Annotated in this window: 21 protein-coding genes; 16 read left to right on the top strand and 5 right to left on the bottom strand. The window is 66.2% G+C overall.

Annotation, left to right across the window (positions count from 1 at the left end; translation table 11 throughout):
- Positions 1-32: 32 nt before the first annotated feature.
- Together ACT53K_RS06490 and tpiA are read right to left on the bottom strand one after the other, a co-directional pair.
- Complete coding sequence (locus ACT53K_RS06490) at positions 33-2,027, bottom strand: putative bifunctional diguanylate cyclase/phosphodiesterase (protein WP_476227755.1); 1,995 nt, start codon at positions 2,025-2,027, stop codon at positions 33-35.
- A gap of 37 nt (positions 2,028-2,064) precedes the next feature.
- Positions 2,065-2,811 carry a triose-phosphate isomerase gene (gene tpiA / locus ACT53K_RS06485; RefSeq protein ID WP_476227754.1) on the bottom strand — a complete coding sequence of 249 codons (747 nt, stop codon included), beginning with the start codon at positions 2,809-2,811 and terminating at the stop codon, positions 2,065-2,067.
- Positions 2,812-2,931: 120 nt separating this feature from the next.
- On the opposite strand from tpiA, the gene ACT53K_RS06480 reads away from it, so the two are divergent.
- The gene (locus tag ACT53K_RS06480) at positions 2,932-4,872 is read left to right on the top strand and encodes a peptidylprolyl isomerase (protein ID WP_476227753.1); all 1,941 of its coding nucleotides are present in this window, start codon (positions 2,932-2,934) and stop codon (positions 4,870-4,872) included.
- Positions 4,872-6,356 carry an anthranilate synthase component I family protein gene (locus tag ACT53K_RS06475; protein ID WP_476227989.1) on the top strand — a complete coding sequence of 495 codons (1,485 nt, stop codon included), beginning with the start codon at positions 4,872-4,874 and terminating at the stop codon, positions 6,354-6,356. The genes ACT53K_RS06480 and ACT53K_RS06475 overlap by 1 nt, the downstream gene beginning before the upstream one ends.
- A gap of 22 nt (positions 6,357-6,378) precedes the next feature.
- On the opposite strand, the gene ACT53K_RS06470 is transcribed toward ACT53K_RS06475, so the two are convergent.
- The gene (locus ACT53K_RS06470; RefSeq protein WP_476227752.1) at positions 6,379-6,801 is read right to left on the bottom strand and encodes a hypothetical protein; all 423 of its coding nucleotides are present in this window, start codon (positions 6,799-6,801) and stop codon (positions 6,379-6,381) included.
- A 117-nt stretch (positions 6,802-6,918) separates the two neighbouring features.
- Here ACT53K_RS06470 and ACT53K_RS06465 point away from each other — a divergent pair, with 117 nt between their 5' ends.
- The 12 genes from ACT53K_RS06465 (at position 6,919) to lexA (ending at position 16,060) form a co-directional block, all read left to right on the top strand.
- Positions 6,919-7,503, top strand: a complete 585-nt coding sequence (locus ACT53K_RS06465; RefSeq protein WP_476227751.1) for an anthranilate synthase component II — start codon at positions 6,919-6,921, stop codon at positions 7,501-7,503.
- Between the two features lie 53 nt (positions 7,504-7,556).
- Positions 7,557-7,964 carry a hypothetical protein gene (locus ACT53K_RS06460; protein ID WP_476227750.1) on the top strand — a complete coding sequence of 136 codons (408 nt, stop codon included), beginning with the start codon at positions 7,557-7,559 and terminating at the stop codon, positions 7,962-7,964.
- 80 nt (positions 7,965-8,044) lie between these two features.
- The gene (gene trpD, locus ACT53K_RS06455) at positions 8,045-9,040 is read left to right on the top strand and encodes an anthranilate phosphoribosyltransferase (RefSeq protein ID WP_476227749.1); all 996 of its coding nucleotides are present in this window, start codon (positions 8,045-8,047) and stop codon (positions 9,038-9,040) included.
- Positions 9,037-9,807, top strand: coding sequence for an indole-3-glycerol phosphate synthase TrpC (gene trpC, locus ACT53K_RS06450; protein ID WP_476227748.1), 771 nt, complete (start codon positions 9,037-9,039; stop codon positions 9,805-9,807). Before trpD ends, trpC begins: the two co-directional genes overlap by 4 nt.
- Positions 9,804-10,271, top strand: a complete 468-nt coding sequence (gene moaC, locus ACT53K_RS06445) for a cyclic pyranopterin monophosphate synthase MoaC (RefSeq protein WP_476227747.1) — start codon at positions 9,804-9,806, stop codon at positions 10,269-10,271. The genes trpC and moaC overlap by 4 nt, the downstream gene beginning before the upstream one ends.
- A 266-nt stretch (positions 10,272-10,537) precedes the next feature.
- Positions 10,538-10,840 (top strand): PadR family transcriptional regulator, encoded by a 303-nt coding sequence (locus ACT53K_RS06440; protein ID WP_476227746.1) that lies wholly within the window; start codon positions 10,538-10,540, stop codon positions 10,838-10,840.
- Positions 10,837-11,481, top strand: a complete 645-nt coding sequence (locus ACT53K_RS06435; RefSeq protein WP_476227745.1) for a hypothetical protein — start codon at positions 10,837-10,839, stop codon at positions 11,479-11,481. The genes ACT53K_RS06440 and ACT53K_RS06435 overlap by 4 nt, the downstream gene beginning before the upstream one ends.
- A gap of 145 nt (positions 11,482-11,626) precedes the next feature.
- Positions 11,627-12,136: a hypothetical protein gene (locus ACT53K_RS06430; protein ID WP_476227744.1), complete on the top strand. Its 510-nt coding sequence runs from the start codon at positions 11,627-11,629 to the stop codon at positions 12,134-12,136.
- Positions 12,137-12,246: 110 nt separating this feature from the next.
- Complete coding sequence (locus tag ACT53K_RS06425) at positions 12,247-12,594, top strand: UrcA family protein (RefSeq protein WP_476227743.1); 348 nt, start codon at positions 12,247-12,249, stop codon at positions 12,592-12,594.
- A 555-nt stretch (positions 12,595-13,149) separates the two neighbouring features.
- Positions 13,150-14,103: a PilZ domain-containing protein gene (locus tag ACT53K_RS06420; RefSeq protein WP_476227742.1), complete on the top strand. Its 954-nt coding sequence runs from the start codon at positions 13,150-13,152 to the stop codon at positions 14,101-14,103.
- A gap of 40 nt (positions 14,104-14,143) precedes the next feature.
- On the top strand, positions 14,144-15,328 hold the full coding sequence (locus ACT53K_RS06415; RefSeq protein ID WP_476227741.1) for a molybdopterin molybdotransferase MoeA: 1,185 nt from the start codon (positions 14,144-14,146) through the stop codon (positions 15,326-15,328).
- Between the two features lie 57 nt (positions 15,329-15,385).
- Positions 15,386-16,060, top strand: coding sequence for a transcriptional repressor LexA (gene lexA, locus ACT53K_RS06410; protein ID WP_476227740.1), 675 nt, complete (start codon positions 15,386-15,388; stop codon positions 16,058-16,060).
- A 29-nt stretch (positions 16,061-16,089) separates the two neighbouring features.
- On the opposite strand, the gene bla is transcribed toward lexA, so the two are convergent.
- Together bla and ACT53K_RS06400 are read right to left on the bottom strand one after the other, a co-directional pair.
- Complete coding sequence (gene bla / locus ACT53K_RS06405) at positions 16,090-16,950, bottom strand: subclass B3 metallo-beta-lactamase (RefSeq protein WP_476227739.1); 861 nt, start codon at positions 16,948-16,950, stop codon at positions 16,090-16,092.
- Positions 16,947-19,061, bottom strand: a complete 2,115-nt coding sequence (locus tag ACT53K_RS06400) for a ComEC/Rec2 family competence protein (RefSeq protein ID WP_476227738.1) — start codon at positions 19,059-19,061, stop codon at positions 16,947-16,949. The genes bla and ACT53K_RS06400 overlap by 4 nt, the downstream gene beginning before the upstream one ends.
- Before the next feature lie 79 nt (positions 19,062-19,140).
- Between ACT53K_RS06400 and gltX the strand changes: the two genes are divergently transcribed.
- Positions 19,141-20,565, top strand: coding sequence for a glutamate--tRNA ligase (gene gltX / locus ACT53K_RS06395; protein ID WP_476227737.1), 1,425 nt, complete (start codon positions 19,141-19,143; stop codon positions 20,563-20,565).
- Between the two features lie 30 nt (positions 20,566-20,595).
- A complete protein-coding gene (locus tag ACT53K_RS06390) occupies positions 20,596-21,879 on the top strand; it encodes a citrate synthase (RefSeq protein ID WP_476227736.1) in 1,284 nt (427 codons plus the stop codon).
- The last annotated feature ends 32 nt before the right edge of the window (positions 21,880-21,911 follow it).

Raw genomic sequence — 21,911 nt, 5'->3', positions numbered from 1 at the left:
GCGGGCGTGGACAGCGCCGCGCCGCCCCAACCTTACCGGCTTAGCGACCGGTTTGCATCCGGCCTTACAGCAGAAACTTCGCCAAAGCCGCGTCCGCGCAGCCAGTTCTCCACTTCCTCAGCCGTCATGGGATGGCCGAACAGATACCCCTGTCCCTGCGCGCATCCCAGGCGCCGCAACCGGGTGGCGGTTTCGACCTGCTCGATCCCTTCTGCAATCACGGTCAGCTCCAGCATGGCGGCCAGGCCGATGATACCGCGCACCATCTTAAGGGCATCGGCATCGCGATCGAGTGACTCGACGAACGAGCGATCGATCTTGATCTTGTCGAACGGCAACATCCGCAAATGCTGGATCGACGAATAGCCGGTCCCGAAATCATCGAGCGATAGCTGAATACCCTGGTTCTTCAGGGATTCGACGACCTGCTTGGCGTTCTCGGCATCGACGATCAGCGCGTTTTCGGTGATCTCTACGGTAAGCCGATGTGCCGGAAAGCCGGTACGAGCGAGGATCGCCAGCATCTTCTGCGCGAGCCAGCCATCCTTCAGCTGCACAGGCGACACGTTCACGGCAATGGCGCAATCACTCGGCCAGCCGCGCGTTTCCGTGCATGCCCGCTCGAGCAGATGCAGCATCAGCTCATTGATGAGCCCACATTCCTCGGCGATCGGGATGAACTGATCCGGACCAATTCCGGCACCGGCCGGCCGGCGCCACCGCGCCAGCAGCTCGAACCCGACGACGCTGCCGCTCGCCAGTTCGACGATCGGCTGATAGCAGGGATAGAATTGCCCAGACGCCAGCGCGACGCGCATTTCGGCCTCGATCATCGATCGGCGGCGGATTTCAGCGTCCATTCGCGGGGCAAAGGCGCAGTAGCAGCCGCGCCCCGACTCCTTTGCCTTGTACAGTGCCACATCGGCGCGGCGCATCAGCGTTTCCGCGCCCTCACCGTCATCGGGCGACAGTGCAATCCCCACGCTGGCGCCAATGTGGTGCGTCTTGCCACCAATCGCGAAAGGCAGCTCCAGCGCACGGACAATGGCATGCGCCACGGCCAATACCCGATCCGCGCCGCCCGGAACGAACGGGACAGCAACCGCGAACTCGTCACCGCCCAGCCGATAGCTTTGTCCTTCTTCGCCGACGATCTCACGCAACCGGCGCGCCACTTCGCGCAGCAACTGGTCACCGGCCGGATGGCCGTGCACGTCGTTCACCGCCTTGAAGCGGTCCAGGTCGACGATGAGCAGGCCGAAGCAGCTGGCGCTGCCTGCAGCTCCAGCAGCCATGCCCAAAAATTCTTCCAGTGCGCGGCGGTTGGACAGCCCGGTCAGCGGGTCGTGATAGGCAAGCTGGTGCGCGCGCCCTTCAGCCAACCGGGCCCGGCGCTGCTCCGAAAGCATTTCGAGGCGCGAGGCGAGCGCGTCTATGAAGCTCGTATAGTTGGCGCTGAACATGCGCATGATAACCGCCGACACGACAATGATGTCGACGCTAAGTCCCGTAAGCAGCCAGTTGTGCGAGGTCATCAGGCACAAGGTGATCGGCAGTGAGCCGCATATGAGCACCAGGCGTGCCGCGTTCGGCAGTGATTGCAGGCAATAACAGCAGCTTATCGTGCCGATAAAGGCATAGAGGCCAATACAGGCGCGGCCGGGCAGATCGAGATGCTGGTATAACGCGACACCCCAGCCGCCAAAAGCGACGCTGAGCAGTCCGGCGACAATCGTGGTGCTAAGCAGGTTGCGGCGGATGCGGCGCACATCCGGAACACCATGCCGCCGGCGTCGCACCCAGAACGCGCTGCGAATAGCTGCAGCCAGTCCCAATAACAGCGGCACACCGAGGCTAAGTCCAGCGGGTGCAATTTCATAGGCTGCAAAGCTCAGGAACAGCGCATCCGCGAAAACCAGTGCGTACATCAGCGGAATCAGGCGGCTGAGCGTACGATATTGCTCGACCAGAATCGCGCGTTCTAGCTTTGTCTTGCCGGGAGGTACGAATCGGAACGCGCGATGCATGACGCTTGGTAGCGCCAATGCACCGACAAACCGTTAATCAGCCGACCTGCGCAGCCGCTTCGATTACGGGAACGAACTTCGCGGCCGAGAGGCTCGCGCCGCCAACCAGCGCGCCATCGACATTGTCGACCGCCAGGATCGAACCCGCATTGGCCCCCGTTACCGATCCGCCATACAGAATCCGCATTTCCGACGCCGATGCACCGATCATCGAGCGAAGCTTGGCGCGGATGATCGCGTGCATCGTCGCGATTTCGTCGAGCGTCGGCGTCTTGCCGGTGCCGATCGCCCAGCGCGGTTCATAGGCGACCGTCAGCCAGTCGGGGCCGGCAGCATCGGGCAGCGATTTTTCGATCTGCGACTGAACGATGCGCTCCGCCCGCCCCGCGTCGTGCTCGGCCTCGGTCTCGCCACAGCAGAGGATCACCCCAAGGCCATGGCGCCGCGCTGCCGCCGCCTTGGCCCAGGCATCGTGGCTCGTTTCATGCTGGTCGGCGCGGCGCTCCGAATGGCCGACGATGGTCAGTTGCGCGCCGGCCTCGGCCAGCATCGATGCAGAGATGCAACCGGTATGCGCGCCTTGATCCGATTCGTGCACATCCTGTGCGCCGATCGGCATGGCACCAGCAATCCGCGCGGCGTCGGCGATCAGCGTGAACGGCACGCAGAGCAGCGTATCGACACCCGGATGCGCCGCTGCGGCCGCGGCGATCGCCTCGACTTCCCCAAGCTGGGCGCGCAGCCCGTGCATCTTCCAGTTTCCAGCGACCAGCTTGCGGCGCATATCCATCCCCTTATTGTCCGTTACTGCCAGCCGTTAGCAATCCCGGCGCGCGGCACAAGCTTGAAGGCGCGCGACACCCGCCCTAAAGCGGGCGCCAAATCCTCGAACGAACGGCTTCCAATGCTCAACGCCTTCCGGAAATTCACCAAGTCGCGCTACGGACTGGTCGCGGTCTTTCTGTTTCTCGGCCTTCTCGCGATTGCCTTTGCGGCGAGTGACGTCACCGGTCTGCGTTCGATGAATCTGAGCGGCGGCAGCCCCGCGCTGGCGCGCGTCAACGGCCGGGACGTCACCGAAAAGGACGTGCGCGAACGGCTTGATCGCCTGATCCGCAACGCCCAGGCGCAGGGCCAGAATGTCACGATGGCGCAGGCACTTGCGCAGGGTGCCTTCGAGGCGGCGCTGGACGACGCGATCAATTCGGCGGCGATGATCAGCTATGGCAATCGCAACGACATGCGCGTCGGCAAGCTGCTGATCGACACCGATATCGCCAACAATCCGCAGTTCGCGGGGATGGACGGCAAGTTCAGCCAGCAGACGTTCGAACAGTTGCTGGCGCAGAACCGCATCAGCCCGGCCCAGTATCGCGAGGCGATCACCAACGAGCGCTACGCCAACTGGCTGCTTGGCCCGGCGACGATGCGCCTGCCCGCGCCGGAAGGGATCGCCCTGCCCTATGCCTCGATGCTGCTCGAACGGCGCACGGGCATCGTCGGCTTCATCCAGTCGGCAGCGATGGACCCTGGCGCCGCACCCGATGCGAAGACGCTTGCCGATTATTATCAGCGCAACCGCAATCGCTACATGGTGCCGGCGCTGCGCGTGGTCCGCTATGCCCTTGCCACGCCGGACCTGCTGAAGGCGCAGGCTACAGCCAGCGACGCCGAAATCGCCAAGGCCTATCAGACCAACGCCGCACGCTATGCCGCCAGCGAAAAGCGCAGCGTGGAACTGGTGACCGCCCTCGACCGCGCGACCGCCCAGAAGGTCGCCGATGCTGCCAAGGGCGGCGATCTCGCGGCTGCTGCGAAAGTGGCGGGGCTGGAGATGCGCAAGGTCGACTCCGTCGATCGCCCTGCCCTTGCCAAGCAGGTGTCGCAGGCATTTGCCGACGCTGCATTCACGGCGGGCGCCAACGCACTCACCGGGCCAAGTCAGCTTGGCGGCACCTGGTATGTGTTCCGCATCGCCAAGGTCGACAGGATCGCCGCCCGCTCGCTGGAGCAGGTGCGCGGCGAAATCGCGCAGGAAATCAGCCAGCGGAAGCTTTCGGGGCTGCTCGGCGATCTCCGCCAGTCGATCGACGACGGCATCGGCAGCGGCAAGAATTTCGACGAAGCCGTCCGCGACGCCAAGCTCACCGCGCAGCGCACGCCCGCGCTCACGGCAGCCGGCACCGATCCGCTGAACCCGGATACCAAGCCCACGCCGGCGATCAGCGCGGTAATGAAGACCGGGTTCGGCTTCGATCAGCCGGGTGACGAGCCGCAGATCGTTCCCGCCGGGCCCGATGGCAGCTTCGCCGTCGTCTCGCTGGAGCGGATCGTACCGGCGGCACCCCGTCCGCTCGCCCAGATCACCGACAAGGTGAAGGCCGACTATCTGCTAGACCAGGCGCTCGCGAAGGCGCGCGCGGCCGCCAATGTCGTGATGGCGAAGGTGCAGAAGGGCGTGCCGATGCAACAGGCACTGACCGAAGCCGGCGTGACCAAGGGCGCGCCGCCCAAGCCGTTCGACTTCAAGCGCTCCGAACTGCGTGACAAGGAAACGTTCATCCAGGCAGCCTTCGACATGAAGGTGAAGACGGCACGGGTCGTCGAGGCCCCGGCACGGGCCGGCTATTATGTCGTGTTCGTCGACACGATCCAGCCGGGCAGCGCCGCCGGCGACGCCGTGACGATGCAGCCGATCCGCAGCGGCCTCACCCAGATGGGCGCCGGCGAATATGCTCGCGAATTCTCGTCGGCCATGCGCAAGCAGCTCAAGATCACGCGCAATGAAACCGCGATCGCGCGCCTGCGAGCGGATCTGCTGCGCAGCGGCGCCGGCGACCAGTGATCGAGGGACTCGAGGCAGCCCGCGCCGCGCTGGCTGCGGGCAAGCCTGCGCTGATCTGGCGGCGCCAGATCGCCGACACCGAAACGCCGGTGGCGGCGGCGCTCAAGCTGATCGAGCCCGGGCGCGGCGACTTTCTGCTCGAGTCGGTCGAAGGCGGGTCGGTGCGCGGCCGCCACAGCCTGATCGGCCTCGCGCCCGATCTGGTGTTTCAGGCGACGGGGGCGCAGGCCGCGATCAATCGCACCTGGCTGACCGACCGCGAAGCGTTCGAACCCTGCACCGCACCAGCGCTGGAGGCACTGCGCGCGCTGGTGGCCGATTGCCGGATGGACGTGCCGGCGGCATTGCCGCGCGCGCTGGCCTGTCTGGTCGGCTATTTCAGCTACGAGACGATCGGCCTCGTCGAAACGCTGCCCCGCGCGCCGCAGAGCCCGGTCGGCGTGCCCGACATGATCTTCGTGCGGCCGACCGTGCTGCTCGTGTTCGATCGGCTGGCCGATGCGCTTTACCTCGTGGCGCCGGTCTGGCCCGGGGGCGATGTCGAGCAGGCGGCGGAGCGGATCGACGCCGTCGCCGCCCGGCTGGCGAGCGCGCCCCTGCCCGCGCCGGTGCGCGCGGAACCCGAACCGGTCACGCCGCACCCCGTGCTCCCCCCCGGCCGCTATGCCGAGATGGTGGCGGCAGCAAAGGACTATATCACCGCCGGCGATATCTTTCAGGTCGTGCTCGCCCAGCGCTTCACCGCACCGTTCACGCTGCCGCCGTTCGAGCTTTACCGGTCGCTGCGGCGGATCAATCCCTCGCCGTTTCTCTATCATCTCGACCTGCCAGGCTTCGCGCTGATCGGCTCCAGCCCGGAGATTCTGGTGCGCGCGCGCGACGGCGAGATCACCATTCGCCCGATCGCCGGCACCCGCCCTCGCGGCCGCACCGCGGCCGAGGACGAAGCGAACCGCGCCTCGCTGCTCGCCGATCCCAAGGAACGCGCCGAGCATCTGATGCTGCTCGATCTGGGCCGCAACGATGTCGGCCGTGCCGCCGCGCCGGGCAGCGTCCGCGTGACCGACAGCTACACGGTCGAGTTCTACAGCCATGTGATGCACATCGTGTCGAACGTCGTCGGCCGGCTGCGCGACGGCGCGGATGCGATCGATGCGCTGTTCGCCGGATTTCCGGCCGGCACGGTCAGCGGCGCGCCCAAGGTCCGTGCCTGCGAGATTATCGCCGAGCTGGAACCGGAAACGCGCGGCCCCTATGCCGGCGGCGTCGGCTATTTCTCGCCCGACGGATCGATGGATTCGTGCATCGTGCTGCGCACCGCACTGGTGAAGGACGGGACGATCCATGTGCAGGCCGGCGCCGGCATCGTCGCCGACTCCGATCCTGCCTATGAGCAACGCGAATGCGAGGCCAAGTCGGGCGCGCTGTTCGCCGCCGCGCGCGAGGCGGTGGCGCGGGCGAGCGAGGCGGGCTTCGGCCAATAGGCCGGGCGCCCGCCACCCTGCATCAGGGCTTGGGCGGGGTGTCTGCCGCTTCCTTGTCCAGCTTCTCCTGATACCATTGCTGGATCATCTTGGCGGTGCAGCCGGTCTGGCCTCCCGATCCGACCGGCGAGCAGCTATTGGGCAAGCCTGCGCGGTTCACTTCCTCCACCACTTCCATGCGGCGTGTCCACGAGGTCGAAGGCGCGTCGTGCTTCGCCTGATCGCGGAAGCGCTTGGGGATGCGATAGGGCGATTCGCCGGCATTGGCGCACACCACCACTTCGTCTGGCGTGGTCGCCTTGGGGCAGGCTTCATCGCCATAGAGCAGCACGCTGCGCACGCGCTTCGGCGGCCGTTGCGTCGCGGCGCCCTGATCCTGCGCCTGCGCCTGGGCGAGAGCCGGTGCGGCGAGCAGCGCTGCGGCGGTGATCAGTCTGGCAATCATCGGGTTACTCCTTGCGCGGCGTTGAACGCCCCTGTTGCACCAGCGTTGCCCCGGCACTGTGGCGGTGCCAAGGCACAAACATTGTCGAGCCGCCGCAAAGCGCCTAACGCGGCTCCCATGATCCTCGTCCTGGATAACTACGACAGCTTCACCTGGAACCTGGTGCATTATCTGATGGACCTCGGTGCCGAGGTGAAAGTGGTGCGCAACGACTCGCTGAGTGCGCAGGAAGCGATTGCCAGCAACGCCCAGGCGTTCCTGATTTCGCCTGGCCCGCGCACTCCCAGCGAGGCCGGTATAAGCCTCGATCTGGTTGCAGCCTGCGCCGCCACCGGCAAGCCGCTGCTGGGTGTGTGCCTGGGTCATCAGGCGATCGGCCAGCATTTCGGCGGATCGGTGGTCCGCGGCGGGCTGATGCACGGCAAGACCTCGCCCGTGTCGCACGACGGCACCGGCCTGTTCGCCGGCCTGCCCTCGCCCTTCACCGCGACTCGCTACCATTCGCTGATCGTCACCGACATTCCTGCCAGCCTGGTGGTGAACGCCACCGCAGGGGACGGCTCGGTCATGGGGTTCCACCACGCCGAACTGCCCATTCACAGCGTGCAGTTCCACCCCGAAAGCATCGCCACCGAGCACGGCCATGCGATGTTGGCCAATTTCCTGCGCATCGCCGGCATCGAGGCGAAGGCAATCGCCTGAACGAATGCGGAATTTCAGCGCCCGTTCATCGCGAATATGCTACGACTCGGGCCATGAAAAAGCTGCTCCAGACCCTGCTCGCCGGTGTCGCGCTCGCCGCGGCGCCAGCTGCGCTCGCCCAGGGCGACCGCAGCACCCCTGAAGCCCAGTTGCAGAAGCTGCTGGCCGGCCGTGTTGCCGGCAAGCCGGTCGACTGCATCAGCCTGCCGATGACCGACAGCACGCGGATCATTGACCGCAAAGCGATCGTCTATGGCAGCGGCGGCACGCTCTATGTGAACACGCCGCGCGCCGGCGCCGACCAGCTGGACGACGATTCGATCCTCGTCACGCATACTTATGGTTCGGAGCTGTGCAGCATCGACAGCGTGCGGCTGGTCGATCGTGCTTCACAGTTCCAGCGCGGCTTCGTCATCCTCGACAAGTTCGTGCCCTATACCAAGCCGAAAAAGGCCAATTGATCCTTCGGGGCCGTGGCACGTGCTGCGGCCCCAGCAAGGATTTGCTCGACAAGGCCGCTCTCCCCTCGAATAGAGACGGCGTGACTCGCCTCTCCCTGCTCCCCGATCCGTCTTCCCCGCTTGCCCGCGAAACCGCCGCGCAGGCCTTTGCCGACATGCTCGACGGCACCGCGCCCGAAGCGGATATCGAAGCCTTTCTGATCGCGCTTTCCGAGCGCGGTGAAACCAGTATCGAAATTGCCGAGGCGGCGCGCGCCCTTCGCGCCCGGCTGATCCCGATCACCGCGCCCGCCGGCGCCATCGATGTGTGCGGCACCGGCGGAGACGGCCACCACACGCTCAACGTCTCGACCGCCGTCAGTCTGGTGGTCGCCGCCGCCGGCGTGCCGGTGGCCAAGCACGGCAACCGCGCCGCCTCGTCCAAGGCAGGCGCCGCCGATACGCTGGAGGCGCTGGGCCTCAACCTCGACCGCGCGGCCGCTCGTGCGGAAGAAAGTCTGCACGAAATCGGCATCGCCTTCCTGTTCGCGCAGCATCACCACCCCGCGCTGGCGCGGATCGCGCCGATCCGCCGCCGCATCGCCCGTCGCACCATCTTCAACCTGATGGGCCCGCTTGCAAATCCGGCGCATGTCACCCGCCAGCTTATCGGCATCGCCCGCCCCGATTATGCGCCAATCTATGCCGAGGCGCTCGAACAGCTCGGCGCCGAAGCGGCCGCGATCGTTTCCGGCGAGGACGCGCTCGACGAGCTTTCGACCGAGGCGGCGAGCGTCGTCGTCAATGTCGGCCGTGCCGCATTGCCCGGCCGGATCACGCCCGAAGATGCGGGGCTTCCCCGCCACCCGCTCACGGCGATCCGCGGCGGCGACCCGGCCTATAATGCCCTCGCCCTGCGTCGCCTGCTCCAGGGCGAGCACGGCCCCTATCGCGACGCGGTGCTGCTCAACGCCGCCGCCGCGCTGATGGTGGCGGGGCGCGCCGACGATCTGCCGCAGGGCGTCGAGGAAGCGGCAGAAGTCATCGACAATGGCCTTGCCAACGCGCTGCTCGACTGCTGGATCGCGTTCGCATGAGCACCATTCTCGACACGATCCTCGCCACCAAGCGCAGCGAAGTCGCTGCCCGCAAGGCCGCGCCCCGCAGCTACCCGACGCCGTCGGCGCCGCGCGGCTTCAAGGCCGCCCTCGATGCGCGCGCCGCTGCCGGCGGCTACGGACTGATCGCGGAGATCAAGAAGGCCAGCCCGTCCAAAGGGCTGATCCGCGCCGATTTCGATCCGCCGGCCCATGCCCGTGCCTATGCGGCCGGCGGCGCCGCCTGCCTGTCGGTGCTGACCGACCATGACTATTTCCAGGGGCATGAGGACTATCTGATCGCGGCGCGCGCGGCGTGCGACCTGCCGGTGATCCGCAAGGACTTTCTGGTCGATCCCTGGCAGGTCGGCGAATCGCGCGCGATGGGTGCCGATGCGATCCTCATCATCGTCGCCGCGCTGGAGGACGGCCAGATGGCCGAAATCGAAGCGGCCGCGATCGAGGCCGGCATGGATGCGCTGGTCGAGGTGCACGACGCTGCAGAACTGGACCGTGCGCTGAAGCTCCGCTCGCGCCTGATCGGCGTAAACAATCGCAATCTCAAGACGTTCGAGGTCGATGTCCAGAAGACCTATGAACTCGTCCGCCATGCGCCGGGCGACTGCACCTTCGTCGCCGAATCAGGGCTGAACGGGCGCGACGACCTGGATGCGATGGCCGAACACGGCATCCGTTGCTTCCTGATCGGCGAGTCGCTGATGCGGCAGGCCGATGTAGAGGCGGCGACCCGCGCCCTGGTGGGATGAGCCGTCTCACCCATCTCGATGCCGAAGGCGCGGCACATATGGTCGATGTCGGCGGCAAGGCCGTCACCGCGCGCGAAGCGGTGGCGCAGGGCCGCATCACCATGTCCCCGGAAGCGGCAGCGGCGATCCGCGAGGGCAGCGTCAAAAAGGGCGATGTGCTCGCCACCGCCCGCATCGCCGGCATCATGGCCGCGAAGAAGACGGCCGAGCTGATCCCGCTGTGCCATCCCCTGCCGCTCAACCGCGTCGCGATCGACCTCGCGCTCGACGAAACCGGCGTGACGGCAACCGCGACCGCCACGACCGAAGGCAAGACCGGCGTGGAGATGGAGGCACTGACCGCCGTCTCGGTTGCGCTGCTGACGCTCTACGACATGGCCAAGGCGCTCGATAAGGCGATGGTGCTGGGCGACATCCGGCTGGTTTCCAAGACCGGCGGCAAATCGGGCGACTGGCACGGCTGAAACCAGATCGCGAACCCATAAAGGACCGCTATCGGCGGAAGCGGACGTGACCGCTTTCGGAGAAGAACCAGGCATAGAGTTGCCGTTAAGCCGGTTCGCCTTGGGGCATCTTCCGACCAACTATCGCCGTTCCAATTACGACTTTGATTGTCCGCTCACGCCGGGGCCGGCCGGTCTGCCAGGTAGCGTATATCGGGAGCGACTGACCCACAGCAGGAATCGCCAGAGCCCTTGACTCTTAAATCTACATATGTTGTTTATGGCACATGGTTCGTAAGCGGCAACCCTCCAGGCAGATGCGCCTCCTTCTCCGCGCCCTTCTGGAGTCGCGCGATGAATGGCGGCATGGCTATGATCTGATGAAGGCCACGGGCCTCCTGTCGGGGACGCTCTATCCACTGCTGATGCGCATGACGGAGCAGGAACTCGTTGAGGCAGAATGGCGTGAGCCGGAGCAACCAGGGCGGCCGGCACGACATGCCTATCGCCTGACATCGGCAGGTGCTGCGCTAGCCCTCGAGCTTGCAGGCAGCGCGCCGCAACCACCATTGCAAGGAGCCTGGGCATGAAGGTGTCGTTCGCGCGCATCATGTTGCGCTTCGCTGCCGCCCTTTTAGGTGAGCGTAATCGCGACTGGGCACGGGCGATGGAGGCGGAACTGGAAACCGCTGCTGCGGAAGGTGCGCCGTTGCAGTTCGCCTTTGGTTGCATCCTCGCCGCAGGGCGCAGCATGCTGACTGCCGAAGAGGGCAGGTTCGTCCTTACCAGCTATGCATTGGTCCTGGGGGTGATGCTGCCGGTCGCAGCGTTGCAGATCGGGTGTGCGCTGTTCGACCTGCCCTATCTGTACCCGGGGCATCATGGATTGGGCGGAGCCGTGATCGACGGCAGCGTGCAGGAAAGCCGACTGCGCGGCGTCTACCAGGCAGCCGTCCCCTCCCTGGCATTGCTGCAGCTACTGATCGGCCTTGGACATGTGCGGATTGCGTGGGTTGTGCTGGACCGGAACTGGAGGGCGGCACTTCGCTGGGGCAGCCTCAGCCTCTCTGCATCGGCGACCCTCGTGCTGTTTATGGGCGTGTTGTTCATCGATGGCCGCCAGGCACTATTGCAAGGCGCCGTGCTCGTGATCGAGCTTTTGACGATCGCCCTCGTGGCGCAGTGGCACGCGCAGCTCACGACCGTCCGCGAGCATCGGCTGGTGCGCTAAGCGCATCGTACATCGACTGCGCTGAACCAATCTTCGGGTGCACCGCCCCGGAGCGTGAGGCCGCATGGCCGTGCGCGGTGCCGTAAAGCGACACGATGGTCGCGATAAGCCCCGCTGCAACCGCGGGGGACGAAGGAGAAGATGCATGCGAACCGCACTCTGGCGTTCCGTTCTGTGCTGCGCGACCGGTGCCATTGCCCTCTTGGCCAGCGCACCGGCTGTTGCTCAGCCAGGGAATACGGAGCGCTCGCCATTCCTCGGTACATGGGAACTCGACCTCGGTAGAATGCCGGACAGCTATGGTCCGCCGCCCAAGCGCGTCCTCTTCAACTTCGAGGATGTGGGCGCCGGACAGTGGCGAACGACCGTCGACATCACCGCGCAGGACGGCAGCGTGCGGCACATGGCAGTGCGATACGCGCGCGACGGATCGGCTGCGCCCAGCGAACAGGACAATTCGGAGGCTGACAGCGCAGCAATCATCCTGCCCGCGCCCAACATACTCGTCATGAACCTGTCAAAGAACAAGGTGCTCGGTTCCGTCCGCGTTTATGTAATCTCGGCGGATGGCAGCGAGATGACGGAATCTGCTGCGGGGATGAGCCCGGCCGGAGCGCCCTTCGTCCGGAACTTCCATTTCAGGCGCCTGCGCTGAAAGCGAACTGTGCCCGCGGGCACGTGAAGCAAGCGGTACGCAGCCGACCTCTCTGAGTGTTGGCAGTCGCTCATGCGCGACTGCCGCGATATCGATCACGGAGAAAGACCATGAAGTTGTTGGTGCTCTTCTGCGCCGCGCTACTGCCGAGTCGCGCCCTAAGCAAACCTGCTGTTCCGCTGTCACCGCGAATGGCCTTGGCGTACGGCGATCTTCGCCTCGACACCACCGTCGGTCGAGCGGCTCTCGTGCAGCGTGTGGAGAGCGCCGCACACAGCTTTTGCCGGGCCTACGACCCGATGGATCCGGAAGCCATTTTCGATGTGCGCCTGGCAAGCGAGCGGCTTTGTCCCGAAGCCGCAGCCGCCCTGCTGTCCAGGCAAATGCCCGTCGCGATCCGGCGTGCTTACCGCACCGGTGTCCGAGAGCGATTGCTCGGCGGGACTGAGGGTAACTGAATCAGCAAGACTGGTGACCACATCCCGCTATTGAGAAGCCACAGCCCAGCCTCGATCAATCGAGTATTATATCCATCCAATGCTACAGCTGCTCCCCCACGAAAGCCGTCGTTCATCCGTGGGCTTGTGAACTGCAGCTTCGTCCCGAACCTCGTCATTCCAACTTTCGCCGTCGGAGATGAACCAACGGCGGGTTTCAGCTCCACGATTGGGACGCTGGACCACTGGGATCGGGGCGTCTCCTGCCAGTTCGCTTTATGCGTCGACAGCCTGACATGCTCTGACGGAGGCGCATCCTGCCGTACGCTCGTCATCCCGGCGAAAACCGGGATGACGAGCGTTTCCTTTAGCGCCGCTGACCCATGCGATTGCCCCCGGGAGCCGCGCTTTCGCCGGGGCGAGCGCGCGTGGAGCGGGTGGAAAACAGGGACGCGCACGCATCGACGCCGCCTCGCATGCGCCGTTCCCGGCCCGTTAGTATTTCCGCAACCCTCTCGCTTAACGGCCCCTTCAGCGGCCCCCGCCACAGTGGCGACAACCGGGCGGGAAGGCCAAATGCGACAATATCTTACGTCCGATACAATCTTCAGTCTGGGCGGCGAGCGCCCCTATCCTCCCACGAACGATCCCTCCGCCGGCGCAAGTGATTCGCCCGCGTTGGATTGCGGCACCTTGTCGGTGGACGATGCCCGCCAGAACTGCGCGATCCGCTGGCTGAGCGCAGCCGGCGCGGTACTGCGCCTCGCCGATGCCGTAGCCGACGAGGCGGCGGCAGTACTCGATCTGGCGAACGGCCTGCGCCTGCCCGGCCATATCGCCTGGTCGCACGGCGGCGAAGCTGGGCTGATCTTCGATACGCCGATCGACGTGGTGGCGATGCTCGCCCGCAATCTCGCCAATCTTCCGGCCGAACGCCGGCTGCTGCCGCGTATCGAGCTGCGCCAGACCGTAGGCATCGTCAGCGGCGACCGCGCGGTGCTGGTTTCCACGCGCAACATCTCGCAGGGCGGCGTCGGCGTGGAGGGCAGGTTCTCGCTGGCCGAGGACGACGCGGTCCAGCTCATCTTCGACGGACTGCGGCCCATGGCCGGGCATGTCCGCTGGGTGCGCGACGCGAGCGCGGGCATCGCCTTTGCCGAGGAACTGGGCTGGCAGACCTTGCTTCCGTGGTTGCGGGAGCTGCAATCGCTGGCGGGTGCGAGCGCGCACGCCGACGGCGAACTGCTGATCCCCGACAAGGGGGCGATCCGCCTGGACGCCGCGGCGCGCGTGCGCGAAGGCGTCCGCTGGTGGAATGTCCGGGTGCGGGCACTGACCCAATATCTGGTCGAATTCGAGGCGCGACATGCCTTTGCCTCGGGCGCGCAGCTATGGATTGCCCTGCCAGGCATCGGCGGCGGCCCCGCCCGCGTCGTCGAAACCGGCCAGAACCGCGCGCTGTGCGAATTCCGCCTGCCGCTGCGGCCCGACGATTTGCGCAGCGTGTCCGGCGGCAACCGGGCAGGCTGAAACGCTTGCACGCCCCCGCGTGCCGGGCCAAGGCACTGGCATGACGCCGCTTCTTCCCATCGCCGAGGCTCAGGCGCGCCTGCTGGCGCTGGGCACGCCCGCCGCCGTGGAGCAGGTGCCGATCGCGGAAGCGGCCGGGCGGTGGCTCGCCGGGGATGTGGTCGCGCTGCGGACCCAGCCCTCGGCCGATCTCTCGGCGATGGACGGCTATGCCCTGCGGTTTGCCGATCTGCCGGGGCCGCTTCGGGTTATCGGCGAAAGCGCTGCGGGACGCGGCTTTGCCGGCAGCATCGGGCCGGGGGAAGCCGTGCGGATATTCACCGGTGCGCCGCTTCCTGCCGGGGCCGACACCGTGCTGGTGCAGGAAGAGGCTGCGCGCGAGGGCGACCGTCTGCTGCTGGCCGGCGAAGGCCCCGCCGCGCGCGGCCGGAACGTGCGCAGGCGTGGGCTGGATTTCTCGGAAGGCGAACGGCTGATCGCCGCGGGGGAGCGCGTGACGGCGGCACGGCTAGCGCTCGCTGCGGCGGCAGGCCACGCGACCTTGCCGGTACGCGCGCCCGTGCGGGTAGCGATCGCCTCGACCGGCGACGAGCTGGTAGCGCCGGGCGAACCGGTCGGCCCGGCGCAAATGCCCGAATCGAACCGGGCGATGCTCGCCGCCTTGCTGGCCGACCTGCCAGTGACGATCATCGACCTGGGTATTCTTCCCGATGACGTCGCGCAGCTCACGCGCAGCTTCGCCAGCGTCGATGCCGATATTCTCGTCACCACCGGCGGCGCCTCGGTCGGCGACCATGATCTCGTCCGGCCCGCGCTGGAAGCGGCCGGCGCCGTCATCGATTTCTGGCGAATCGCGCTGCGCCCGGGCAAGCCGATGATGGCGGGCCGTCGCGGCACGACTGCCGTGGTGGGGCTGCCGGGCAATCCGGTATCGGTGTTCGTCACCGCGCTGCTATTCGTGCGGCCGCTCATCGCGCATATTGCCGGCGCGGCGGATCCTTTTCCGCATACGCGCCCCGCCCTGCTAGGCGAAGACCTGCCCGCCAATGGCGACCGCACCGATTATCTACGTGCCGTACTGGTCGACGGGCGGGTATTTGCCTCCACGATCCAGGACAGCTCGATGCTGCGGACACTGGCCCGCAGCAATTGCCTGATCGTCCGCGAACCCGGTGCGGGCCCCGCAAAAACAGGCGACTCCCTGGAAATCCTCGACATCGCTTGACACGCGCCCGGAACATTGCATAAACGTTCCCAGTCTGTTCTAGACCCGGAGGATTGGATGCTCACGCGCAAGCAGCACGAGCTGATCTGCTTCATCGCCGATCGCCTGAACGAAACGGGCGTATCGCCCTCGTTCGAGGAGATGAAGGAGGCGCTGGACCTTAAGTCCAAGTCAGGTGTGCACCGCCTGATCAGCGCACTGGAGGAACGCGAGTTCATCCGTCGCCTGCCGAACCGCGCGCGCGCCCTCGAAGTGCTGCGCATGCCGGAGCGGGGTGAGCGCAAGCCCGCGCCCAAGCCGAAGGTCAGCGCGCCCGCCGCACCGGCGGCCACCGTGCCTGCGCCGGCGAACGACGTGGTGGAAATTCCGCTGCACGGCCGTATCGCCGCCGGTACCCCGATCGAGGCGCTCGAAGGCTCGACCATGCTGCCGGTTCCCGCCGCGCTGCTCGGTTCGGGTGAACATTATGCGCTGGAAGTCGCGGGCGACTCGATGGTCGAAGCCGGTATCCTCGATGGCGACTATGCGCTGATCCGCCGGACCGAAACCGCCCGCGAGGGCGAGATCGTTGTCGCATTGATCGACGATGCGGAGGCGACGCTCAAATATTTCCGCAAGGAAGGATCGATGGTCCGCCTCGATCCCGCCAACCGCGACTATTCCCCGCAGCGCTACCGCCCCGACCAGATTCGCGTGCAGGGGCGCCTGGCTGGATTGTTGCGGCGATACTGACGAGCGGGCGGGACGCTGGGCAGCGATCGTCACTTTTTCGGGGTCGATCGCTGCAGTTCCGCCTCAAAGTCCGTCTGGGCAGCCTCGACGCGGCGGTGTAATTCGCCGGGATCGACAAAAGCCTCCGGATTTCCGGCGAGCAGTTTTGCGCGTTTTGCGTCGAAATCGAACTGCGACGGGTGATAGCTCAGAAAAACGTCCGCTTGCATCGCGCCGAGCTTGGCAAAGGTGGCGCGGAAATCGGCCGGTGCAGCGTCATAGCCATGCCCGGGCGTCAGTGGCTGGTCGGCAACGGTGAGGCTGCAGGCGAACAATACCGTCAGACTGTCGCCGCCCGAGGGGACTTCCAGCGTGAAGCTGGTGCACCCTTTGGTGTGACCGGGCGTGAGGTGCGCTACCAGCGTGTTGGTGCCCAGGCGAATTTCCTGCCCGTCGGCAAGAACGCCGTCGACTTTCACGGGTGGCGCAGTGATGGAAATGTCGGGGCGATAGTCCGATCGACCAAGCTCCAGCGCCGGTACCTCGGCAGCGCTTGCCAGCAACCGCGCGCCAGTCCTGCGCTTCAGCTCGGCGAGGCCGCCCGCATGGTCCCAATGCGCGTGGTTGATCAGCAAAATCTTCACGTCGCTCAGTTTGAAGCCGAGCTTCTCGATGTTCGCAGCGATCAGCGGCGCGCTTTCGGGCATGCCGCCATCGATAAGGATATGCCCCTGCGGGCTCGTGATGAGATAGGCAGCGATGCCCGCGGTGCCCACATAATGGACATTGCCCAGAATACGGAAGGGCGCCACGGGCTGATTCCATTCGGCCCGTGTCTTCGCCCAGTCGGTCTGCGCCGCGGCCGCAGGTGCAACGGTCAGCGCGATTGCGAGCATCATCTTGCGGATCATCGTCTTTCCACTCCTTTCCCCGCGAATGGCGGCTGCACCGTCGGCGGGTCAAGCCAGGGTTGTCTTCCCTCCCCGCGAACGGTCCGAACGGTGCCGTCGGCAAGGCGGATCGCGACCCCGCCGCTTTGGGCCAGCGTGGTGCGGTCGAGCCGCAGCCAGCGCGGATGGCACGCGCGCGGCAGCCTGCGTTCGCTGATTACCAGATCGCTCGTTCCGCATAGCGCGACCATGTCGGCCCAGCGCAGCGGATAGGCGCTGCGCGTAGCGGCGATGCGCCAACGCCGACCGCCGCGCGTCAGATCTACGACGCAGGCATCCTGGCTGCACCGCGCCTCAGGACGGCCATCGAGCAGGTCGAGCCCGGCTTCTTCCACCCCTGCATTCTCCCCCAGCGCCGCGCGCGTGAAGTCGCCGGTGCGGTCCCGCAATAGCGCGAGCCGCCCGTCGGCCGTGCGCACGGCAACATGGCGGCCGTCGCCGGTTACCAGCAGATCAGGCGCCGGTGTCAGCAGCGCCCACAAGGCTCCCAGTAAAATTGCCGCGAAACCGGCGATCCGCACCCTTGTGCGCCACAAGCCCAGCCACAAGCCGCCGGCCACGATCAGGGCGAAGGCGCCTGTCGGCATCGCGGGCAATGCCGCCACTGCGCCGGGCGCGTCGCCAACGGCATGGGCGAGCCACAACAGCAAGTCGAGCGCCCGCGCGGTCAGCCACCACAAAGGGGCCCCCAGCCCCGCGAGGTCGAGCAGCAAAGCGCCTGCCTCCAGCGGCATCACGACAAAAGTGGTGAGCGGTATGGCGATGATATTGGCGACCGCACCGTACAGACCGGCCTTGTGAAAATGGAACAAGCCTATCGGCATCAGCACCAGTTCGACGAGCAAGCCGGTCAGCAAGAGCGATACGCCCGCCCGCGCCGTGGCAGCGACGCGCGATTCTTCCCGCGCTTCGAACCAGCCGCGCATATGCGGGCTTTCGTGCAGCGCGATGATCGCCGCCACCGCAGCGAAACTCAGCTGAAAGCTGGGACCAGCCAGCGCCTCCGGCCAGCAGCACAGCACCACCACCGCCCCTGCCGCGACCAGGCGCAGCGTCACTGCCTCGCGCCCCAGGGTGAGCGCCGCGAGCACGAGCAGCGATGCGACGCAGGATCGTATTGTCGGCACCTGTCCGCCGGTCAGCCAGGTATAGCCGATCGCAGCAACCGCACCCGCCCCCGCTGCGATCAGCGGCAATCGCACGCGGAGCGCCAGCCACGGACTGAGCGCGAGCAGTCGAAGGACCAGCAACATGGCCGCACCGGTTGCAGCGGTGACATGCAAACCGCTGACCGAAAGCAGATGCGCCAGGCCGGCCCGGCGCATCGCATCCGAATCGGACTGCGTGATGGCGCCTTCGTCCCCGGTTGCGAGCGCACTGGCGATGCCGCCCGCGCTCCCCGGCAGCCGCGCCTGAATATGCGCCGTGAGTGCCGCGCGCAGATCCGCCGCCGCGCCTGCAGCTGGCCGCTCGACCTTGACCGGGCCGATGGCCTTGCCGGTGGCGCCGATCCCCGCAAACCATGCCGTCAGCCTGAAATCATAGGCTCCCGGAACCGATGGCCCGGGCGGCGGCACCAGCCGCGCCCGCAGCGAGAGCTGCGCTCCGGCGGCGATGCCCGAGACCCGATCGGCATCTGCGATGTTCAGGCGGATATGCGCCGGCAGGTCGGGTCGCCCGATCGGCGCCAGCAACAGACGGGTGGATTCGCGCGCCGGCAGCGGCTCGACCCGTTCGACCGTTGCCGCAAATTGCGCGACTGCCGGCCTTGCCAGCACCGGCGCGGACACCGACTCGGCTCGCCACCAGATCAGCAGGCACCCGGCCGCCATTGCGAGGCCGGTAACGAGCAACACGCGCCCTGCCCGTCCGGCAAGCACCGCGCCCAGCCCCGCTATCCCGACCGCGGCGCAGAGAAATGCTGCCCACCGGGGCGCATCCGGTAACAGGAACCAGGCCGAAATTCCCGCCCCCAGCGCCACGGGTATCCAGAGCACGAGTTGGCTGCGCTCTGCTTCCAGCCAGCGCTCTATGGATGCGTGCCCCTTGGGGAATCGCCACCCTGCCCCCATTTGAAGGCCAGAGTACCCCGTGCTAGGGCCCGCGGCGGCTGAACTGGCCATCGATACAACAGACTGGGAGCATGCGCGCTTGAGCGCAACATCAGATACCACCGGCGCCAAGCCCGTCGTCACCCGCTTCGCCCCTTCGCCGACCGGCTTTCTGCACATCGGCGGTGCCCGCACGGCGCTGTTCAACCTGCTGTTCGCGCGGCACCATGGCGGCAAGTTCCTGCTGCGCATCGAAGACACCGATCGCGCGCGTTCGACTCAGCCGGCAATCGACGCGATCCTCGACGGGCTGCGCTGGCTTGGGCTCGACTGGGATGGCGATGCCGTGTTCCAGTTCGCCCGCGCCGCCCGCCATGCCGAAGTCGCGCAGGCGATGCTGGAGAAGGGCGCGGCCTATCGCTGCTACCTGACGCAGGACGAGCTGGCGGCGATGCGCGCCGAAGCGGAGGCGGCGAAGAAGCCGCTGCGCATCCGCTCGCCGTGGCGCGATCGTAACGATGGCGATCCCGCCGTGCCGCACGTCATCCGGCTGAAGGCCCCGACCGAGGGCGCGGTGACGATCCGCGACCACGTTCAGGGTGAAGTGACCGTGCAGAATGCCGAGATCGACGATCTCGTCCTGCTGCGCTCGGATGGTACCCCCACCTATATGCTGGCCGTAGTGGTCGACGATAACGACATGGGCGTCACCCACATTATCCGCGGGGATGACCATCTCAATAACGCGTTCCGGCAATTGCCGATCTATCGCGCAATGGGCTGGGACGAGCCGAAATATGCGCACATCCCCCTGATCCACGGTGCTGATGGTGCCAAGCTGTCGAAGCGGCACGGCGCGCTGGGCGTCGATGCCTATCGCGACGAACTCGGCCTGCTGCCCGAAGCGGTTTCCAACTATCTGCTTCGGCTCGGCTGGGGGCATGGCGATGACGAGATCATCAGCCGCGAACAGGCGATCGAATGGTTCGATCTGGCGGGTGTCGGCAAGTCACCGTCCCGGTTCGATCTGAAGAAGCTCGAAAACCTGAACGGCCATTATATCCGCCAGTCCGACGATGGCCGCCTGGCCGATCTGGTGGCCCCGTGCATGGGCTTTTCGCTCAGCGACTCGCAGCGCGAACTTTTGCATCGCAGCATGGCAGCGTTGAAGCCGCGCGCCGCGAATCTCCTTGAGTTGGCCGATGGGGCGGCGTTTCTGTTTCGCACCCGCCCACTCGAAATGGACGAAGGCGCAGCAGCTCTGCTAGAGGGCGATGCACGTGCCTTGCTGGCTCGGGTTCACACCGCGCTTGACGGATTGGAAGCCTGGGATACGGAGGCGCTCGAAGCGGCGGTACGCACCGTCGCCGAGGATGCGGGCGTGAAGCTTGGTGGACTGGCGCAACCGTTACGCGCCGCGCTCACCGGGCGACGCACCTCGCCGGGCATATTCGACGTTCTGGTTCTGCTGGGACGCGAGGAAAGCCTGGCCCGCATTGCAGACCAGATACGCGAACCCGCTTGATAAGAGGGTCGAAGGAAAGGACGACGTTCAATGAGCGATACCGCCAAGCTGCAGATTTCCGGCAAGGAAGTCGAATTTCCGGTCCTGTCGGGCAGCACCGGCCCGGATGTCGTCGACATCCGCAAGCTGTATGCGCAGACCGGCGCCTTCACCTACGATCCCGGGTTCACCTCGACCGCGAGCTGCGAGTCGGGCCTGACCTTCATCGACGGTGACGAAGGCGTACTCCTGCATCGCGGCTATCCGATCGGCCAGCTCGCCGAGCATTCGAGCTTCATGGAAGTTTCGTACCTGCTGCTGAACGGCGAACTGCCCAGCCAGGACGAGCTGTCGAAGTTCGAAAACACGATCACCCGCCACACCATGCTGCACGAGCAGCTGGCGACCTTCTATCGCGGTTTCCGCCGCGACGCGCACCCGATGGCAGTGATGTGCGGCGTGGTCGGCGCGCTCTCGGCCTTCTACCACGATTCGACCGACATCACCGATCCGCAGCAGCGCATGATTGCGTCGCACCGCCTGATCGCCAAGATGCCGACCATCGCGGCGATGGCGTACAAGTACAGCGTGGGCCAGCCGTTCCTCTATCCGAAGAACGACCTGAGCTACACCGGCAACTTCCTGCGTATGACCTTCGGCGTTCCGGCCGAGGAATATGTGGTGAACCCGGTGGTGGAAAAGGCGCTCGATCGCATCTTCATCCTCCATGCCGATCACGAGCAGAACGCCTCGACCTCGACGGTGCGTCTTGCCGGTTCGTCAGGCGCCAATCCGTTCGCCTGCATCGCGGCGGGCATCGCCTGCCTGTGGGGTCCGGCGCATGGCGGCGCGAACGAAGCGGCGCTCAACATGCTGCACGAAATCGGCCGTCCGGAGCGCATCCCCGAGTTCATTGCCCGCGCGAAGGACAAGAACGACCCGTTCCGCCTGATGGGCTTCGGCCACCGCGTGTACAAGAACTATGATCCGCGCGCGACGGTGATGCAGAAGACCGTGCGCGAGGTGTTCGCGGCGCTCAACGTGTCCGATCCGGTGTTCGAAGTTGCGCTGCGGCTCGAGGAACTGGCGCTGAAGGACGATTATTTCGTCGAAAAGAAGCTGTTCCCGAACGTCGACTTCTATTCGGGCGTGATCCTGTCGGCGATCGGCTTCCCGACGACGATGTTCACGGCGCTGTTCGCGCTCGCTCGCACCGTCGGCTGGGTCGCGCAGTGGAACGAAATGATCTCGGACCCCGCCCAGAAGATCGGCCGTCCGCGTCAGCTCTATACCGGCCCGACGCAGCGCGATTACGTGCCGCTCAGCCAGCGCTGATCCGGCCGGCAGCACAAGAAAAGACGGCGTCT

The organism is Sphingomonas sp. DMC8 (assembly GCF_056314185.1).
This window is presented reverse-complemented; position numbering and strand designations above follow the sequence as displayed.

Excerpts from the sequence above, each read along its gene's own strand:
- ACT53K_RS06470 (WP_476227752.1), bottom strand. The coding sequence starts at position 6,801 with ATGATTGCCAGACTGATCACCGCCGCAGCGCTGCTCGCCGCACCGGCT.
- ACT53K_RS06490 (WP_476227755.1), bottom strand. The coding sequence starts at position 2,027 with ATGCATCGCGCGTTCCGATTCGTACCTCCCGGCAAGACAAAGCTAGAA.
- ACT53K_RS06390 (WP_476227736.1), top strand. The coding sequence starts at position 20,596 with ATGAGCGATACCGCCAAGCTGCAGATTTCCGGCAAGGAAGTCGAATTT.
- ACT53K_RS06435 (WP_476227745.1), top strand. The coding sequence starts at position 10,837 with ATGAAGGTGTCGTTCGCGCGCATCATGTTGCGCTTCGCTGCCGCCCTT.
- ACT53K_RS06400 (WP_476227738.1), bottom strand. The coding sequence starts at position 19,061 with ATGGGGGCAGGGTGGCGATTCCCCAAGGGGCACGCATCCATAGAGCGC.
- trpC (WP_476227748.1), top strand. The coding sequence starts at position 9,037 with ATGAGCACCATTCTCGACACGATCCTCGCCACCAAGCGCAGCGAAGTC.
- moaC (WP_476227747.1), top strand. The coding sequence starts at position 9,804 with ATGAGCCGTCTCACCCATCTCGATGCCGAAGGCGCGGCACATATGGTC.
- ACT53K_RS06460 (WP_476227750.1), top strand. The coding sequence starts at position 7,557 with ATGAAAAAGCTGCTCCAGACCCTGCTCGCCGGTGTCGCGCTCGCCGCG.
- lexA (WP_476227740.1), top strand. The coding sequence starts at position 15,386 with ATGCTCACGCGCAAGCAGCACGAGCTGATCTGCTTCATCGCCGATCGC.
- ACT53K_RS06415 (WP_476227741.1), top strand. The coding sequence starts at position 14,144 with ATGACGCCGCTTCTTCCCATCGCCGAGGCTCAGGCGCGCCTGCTGGCG.
- ACT53K_RS06420 (WP_476227742.1), top strand. The coding sequence starts at position 13,150 with ATGCGACAATATCTTACGTCCGATACAATCTTCAGTCTGGGCGGCGAG.
- ACT53K_RS06430 (WP_476227744.1), top strand. The coding sequence starts at position 11,627 with ATGCGAACCGCACTCTGGCGTTCCGTTCTGTGCTGCGCGACCGGTGCC.
- ACT53K_RS06425 (WP_476227743.1), top strand. The coding sequence starts at position 12,247 with ATGAAGTTGTTGGTGCTCTTCTGCGCCGCGCTACTGCCGAGTCGCGCC.
- ACT53K_RS06440 (WP_476227746.1), top strand. The coding sequence starts at position 10,538 with ATGGTTCGTAAGCGGCAACCCTCCAGGCAGATGCGCCTCCTTCTCCGC.
- bla (WP_476227739.1), bottom strand. The coding sequence starts at position 16,950 with ATGATCCGCAAGATGATGCTCGCAATCGCGCTGACCGTTGCACCTGCG.
- tpiA (WP_476227754.1), bottom strand. The coding sequence starts at position 2,811 with ATGCGCCGCAAGCTGGTCGCTGGAAACTGGAAGATGCACGGGCTGCGC.
- ACT53K_RS06465 (WP_476227751.1), top strand. The coding sequence starts at position 6,919 with ATGATCCTCGTCCTGGATAACTACGACAGCTTCACCTGGAACCTGGTG.
- ACT53K_RS06480 (WP_476227753.1), top strand. The coding sequence starts at position 2,932 with ATGCTCAACGCCTTCCGGAAATTCACCAAGTCGCGCTACGGACTGGTC.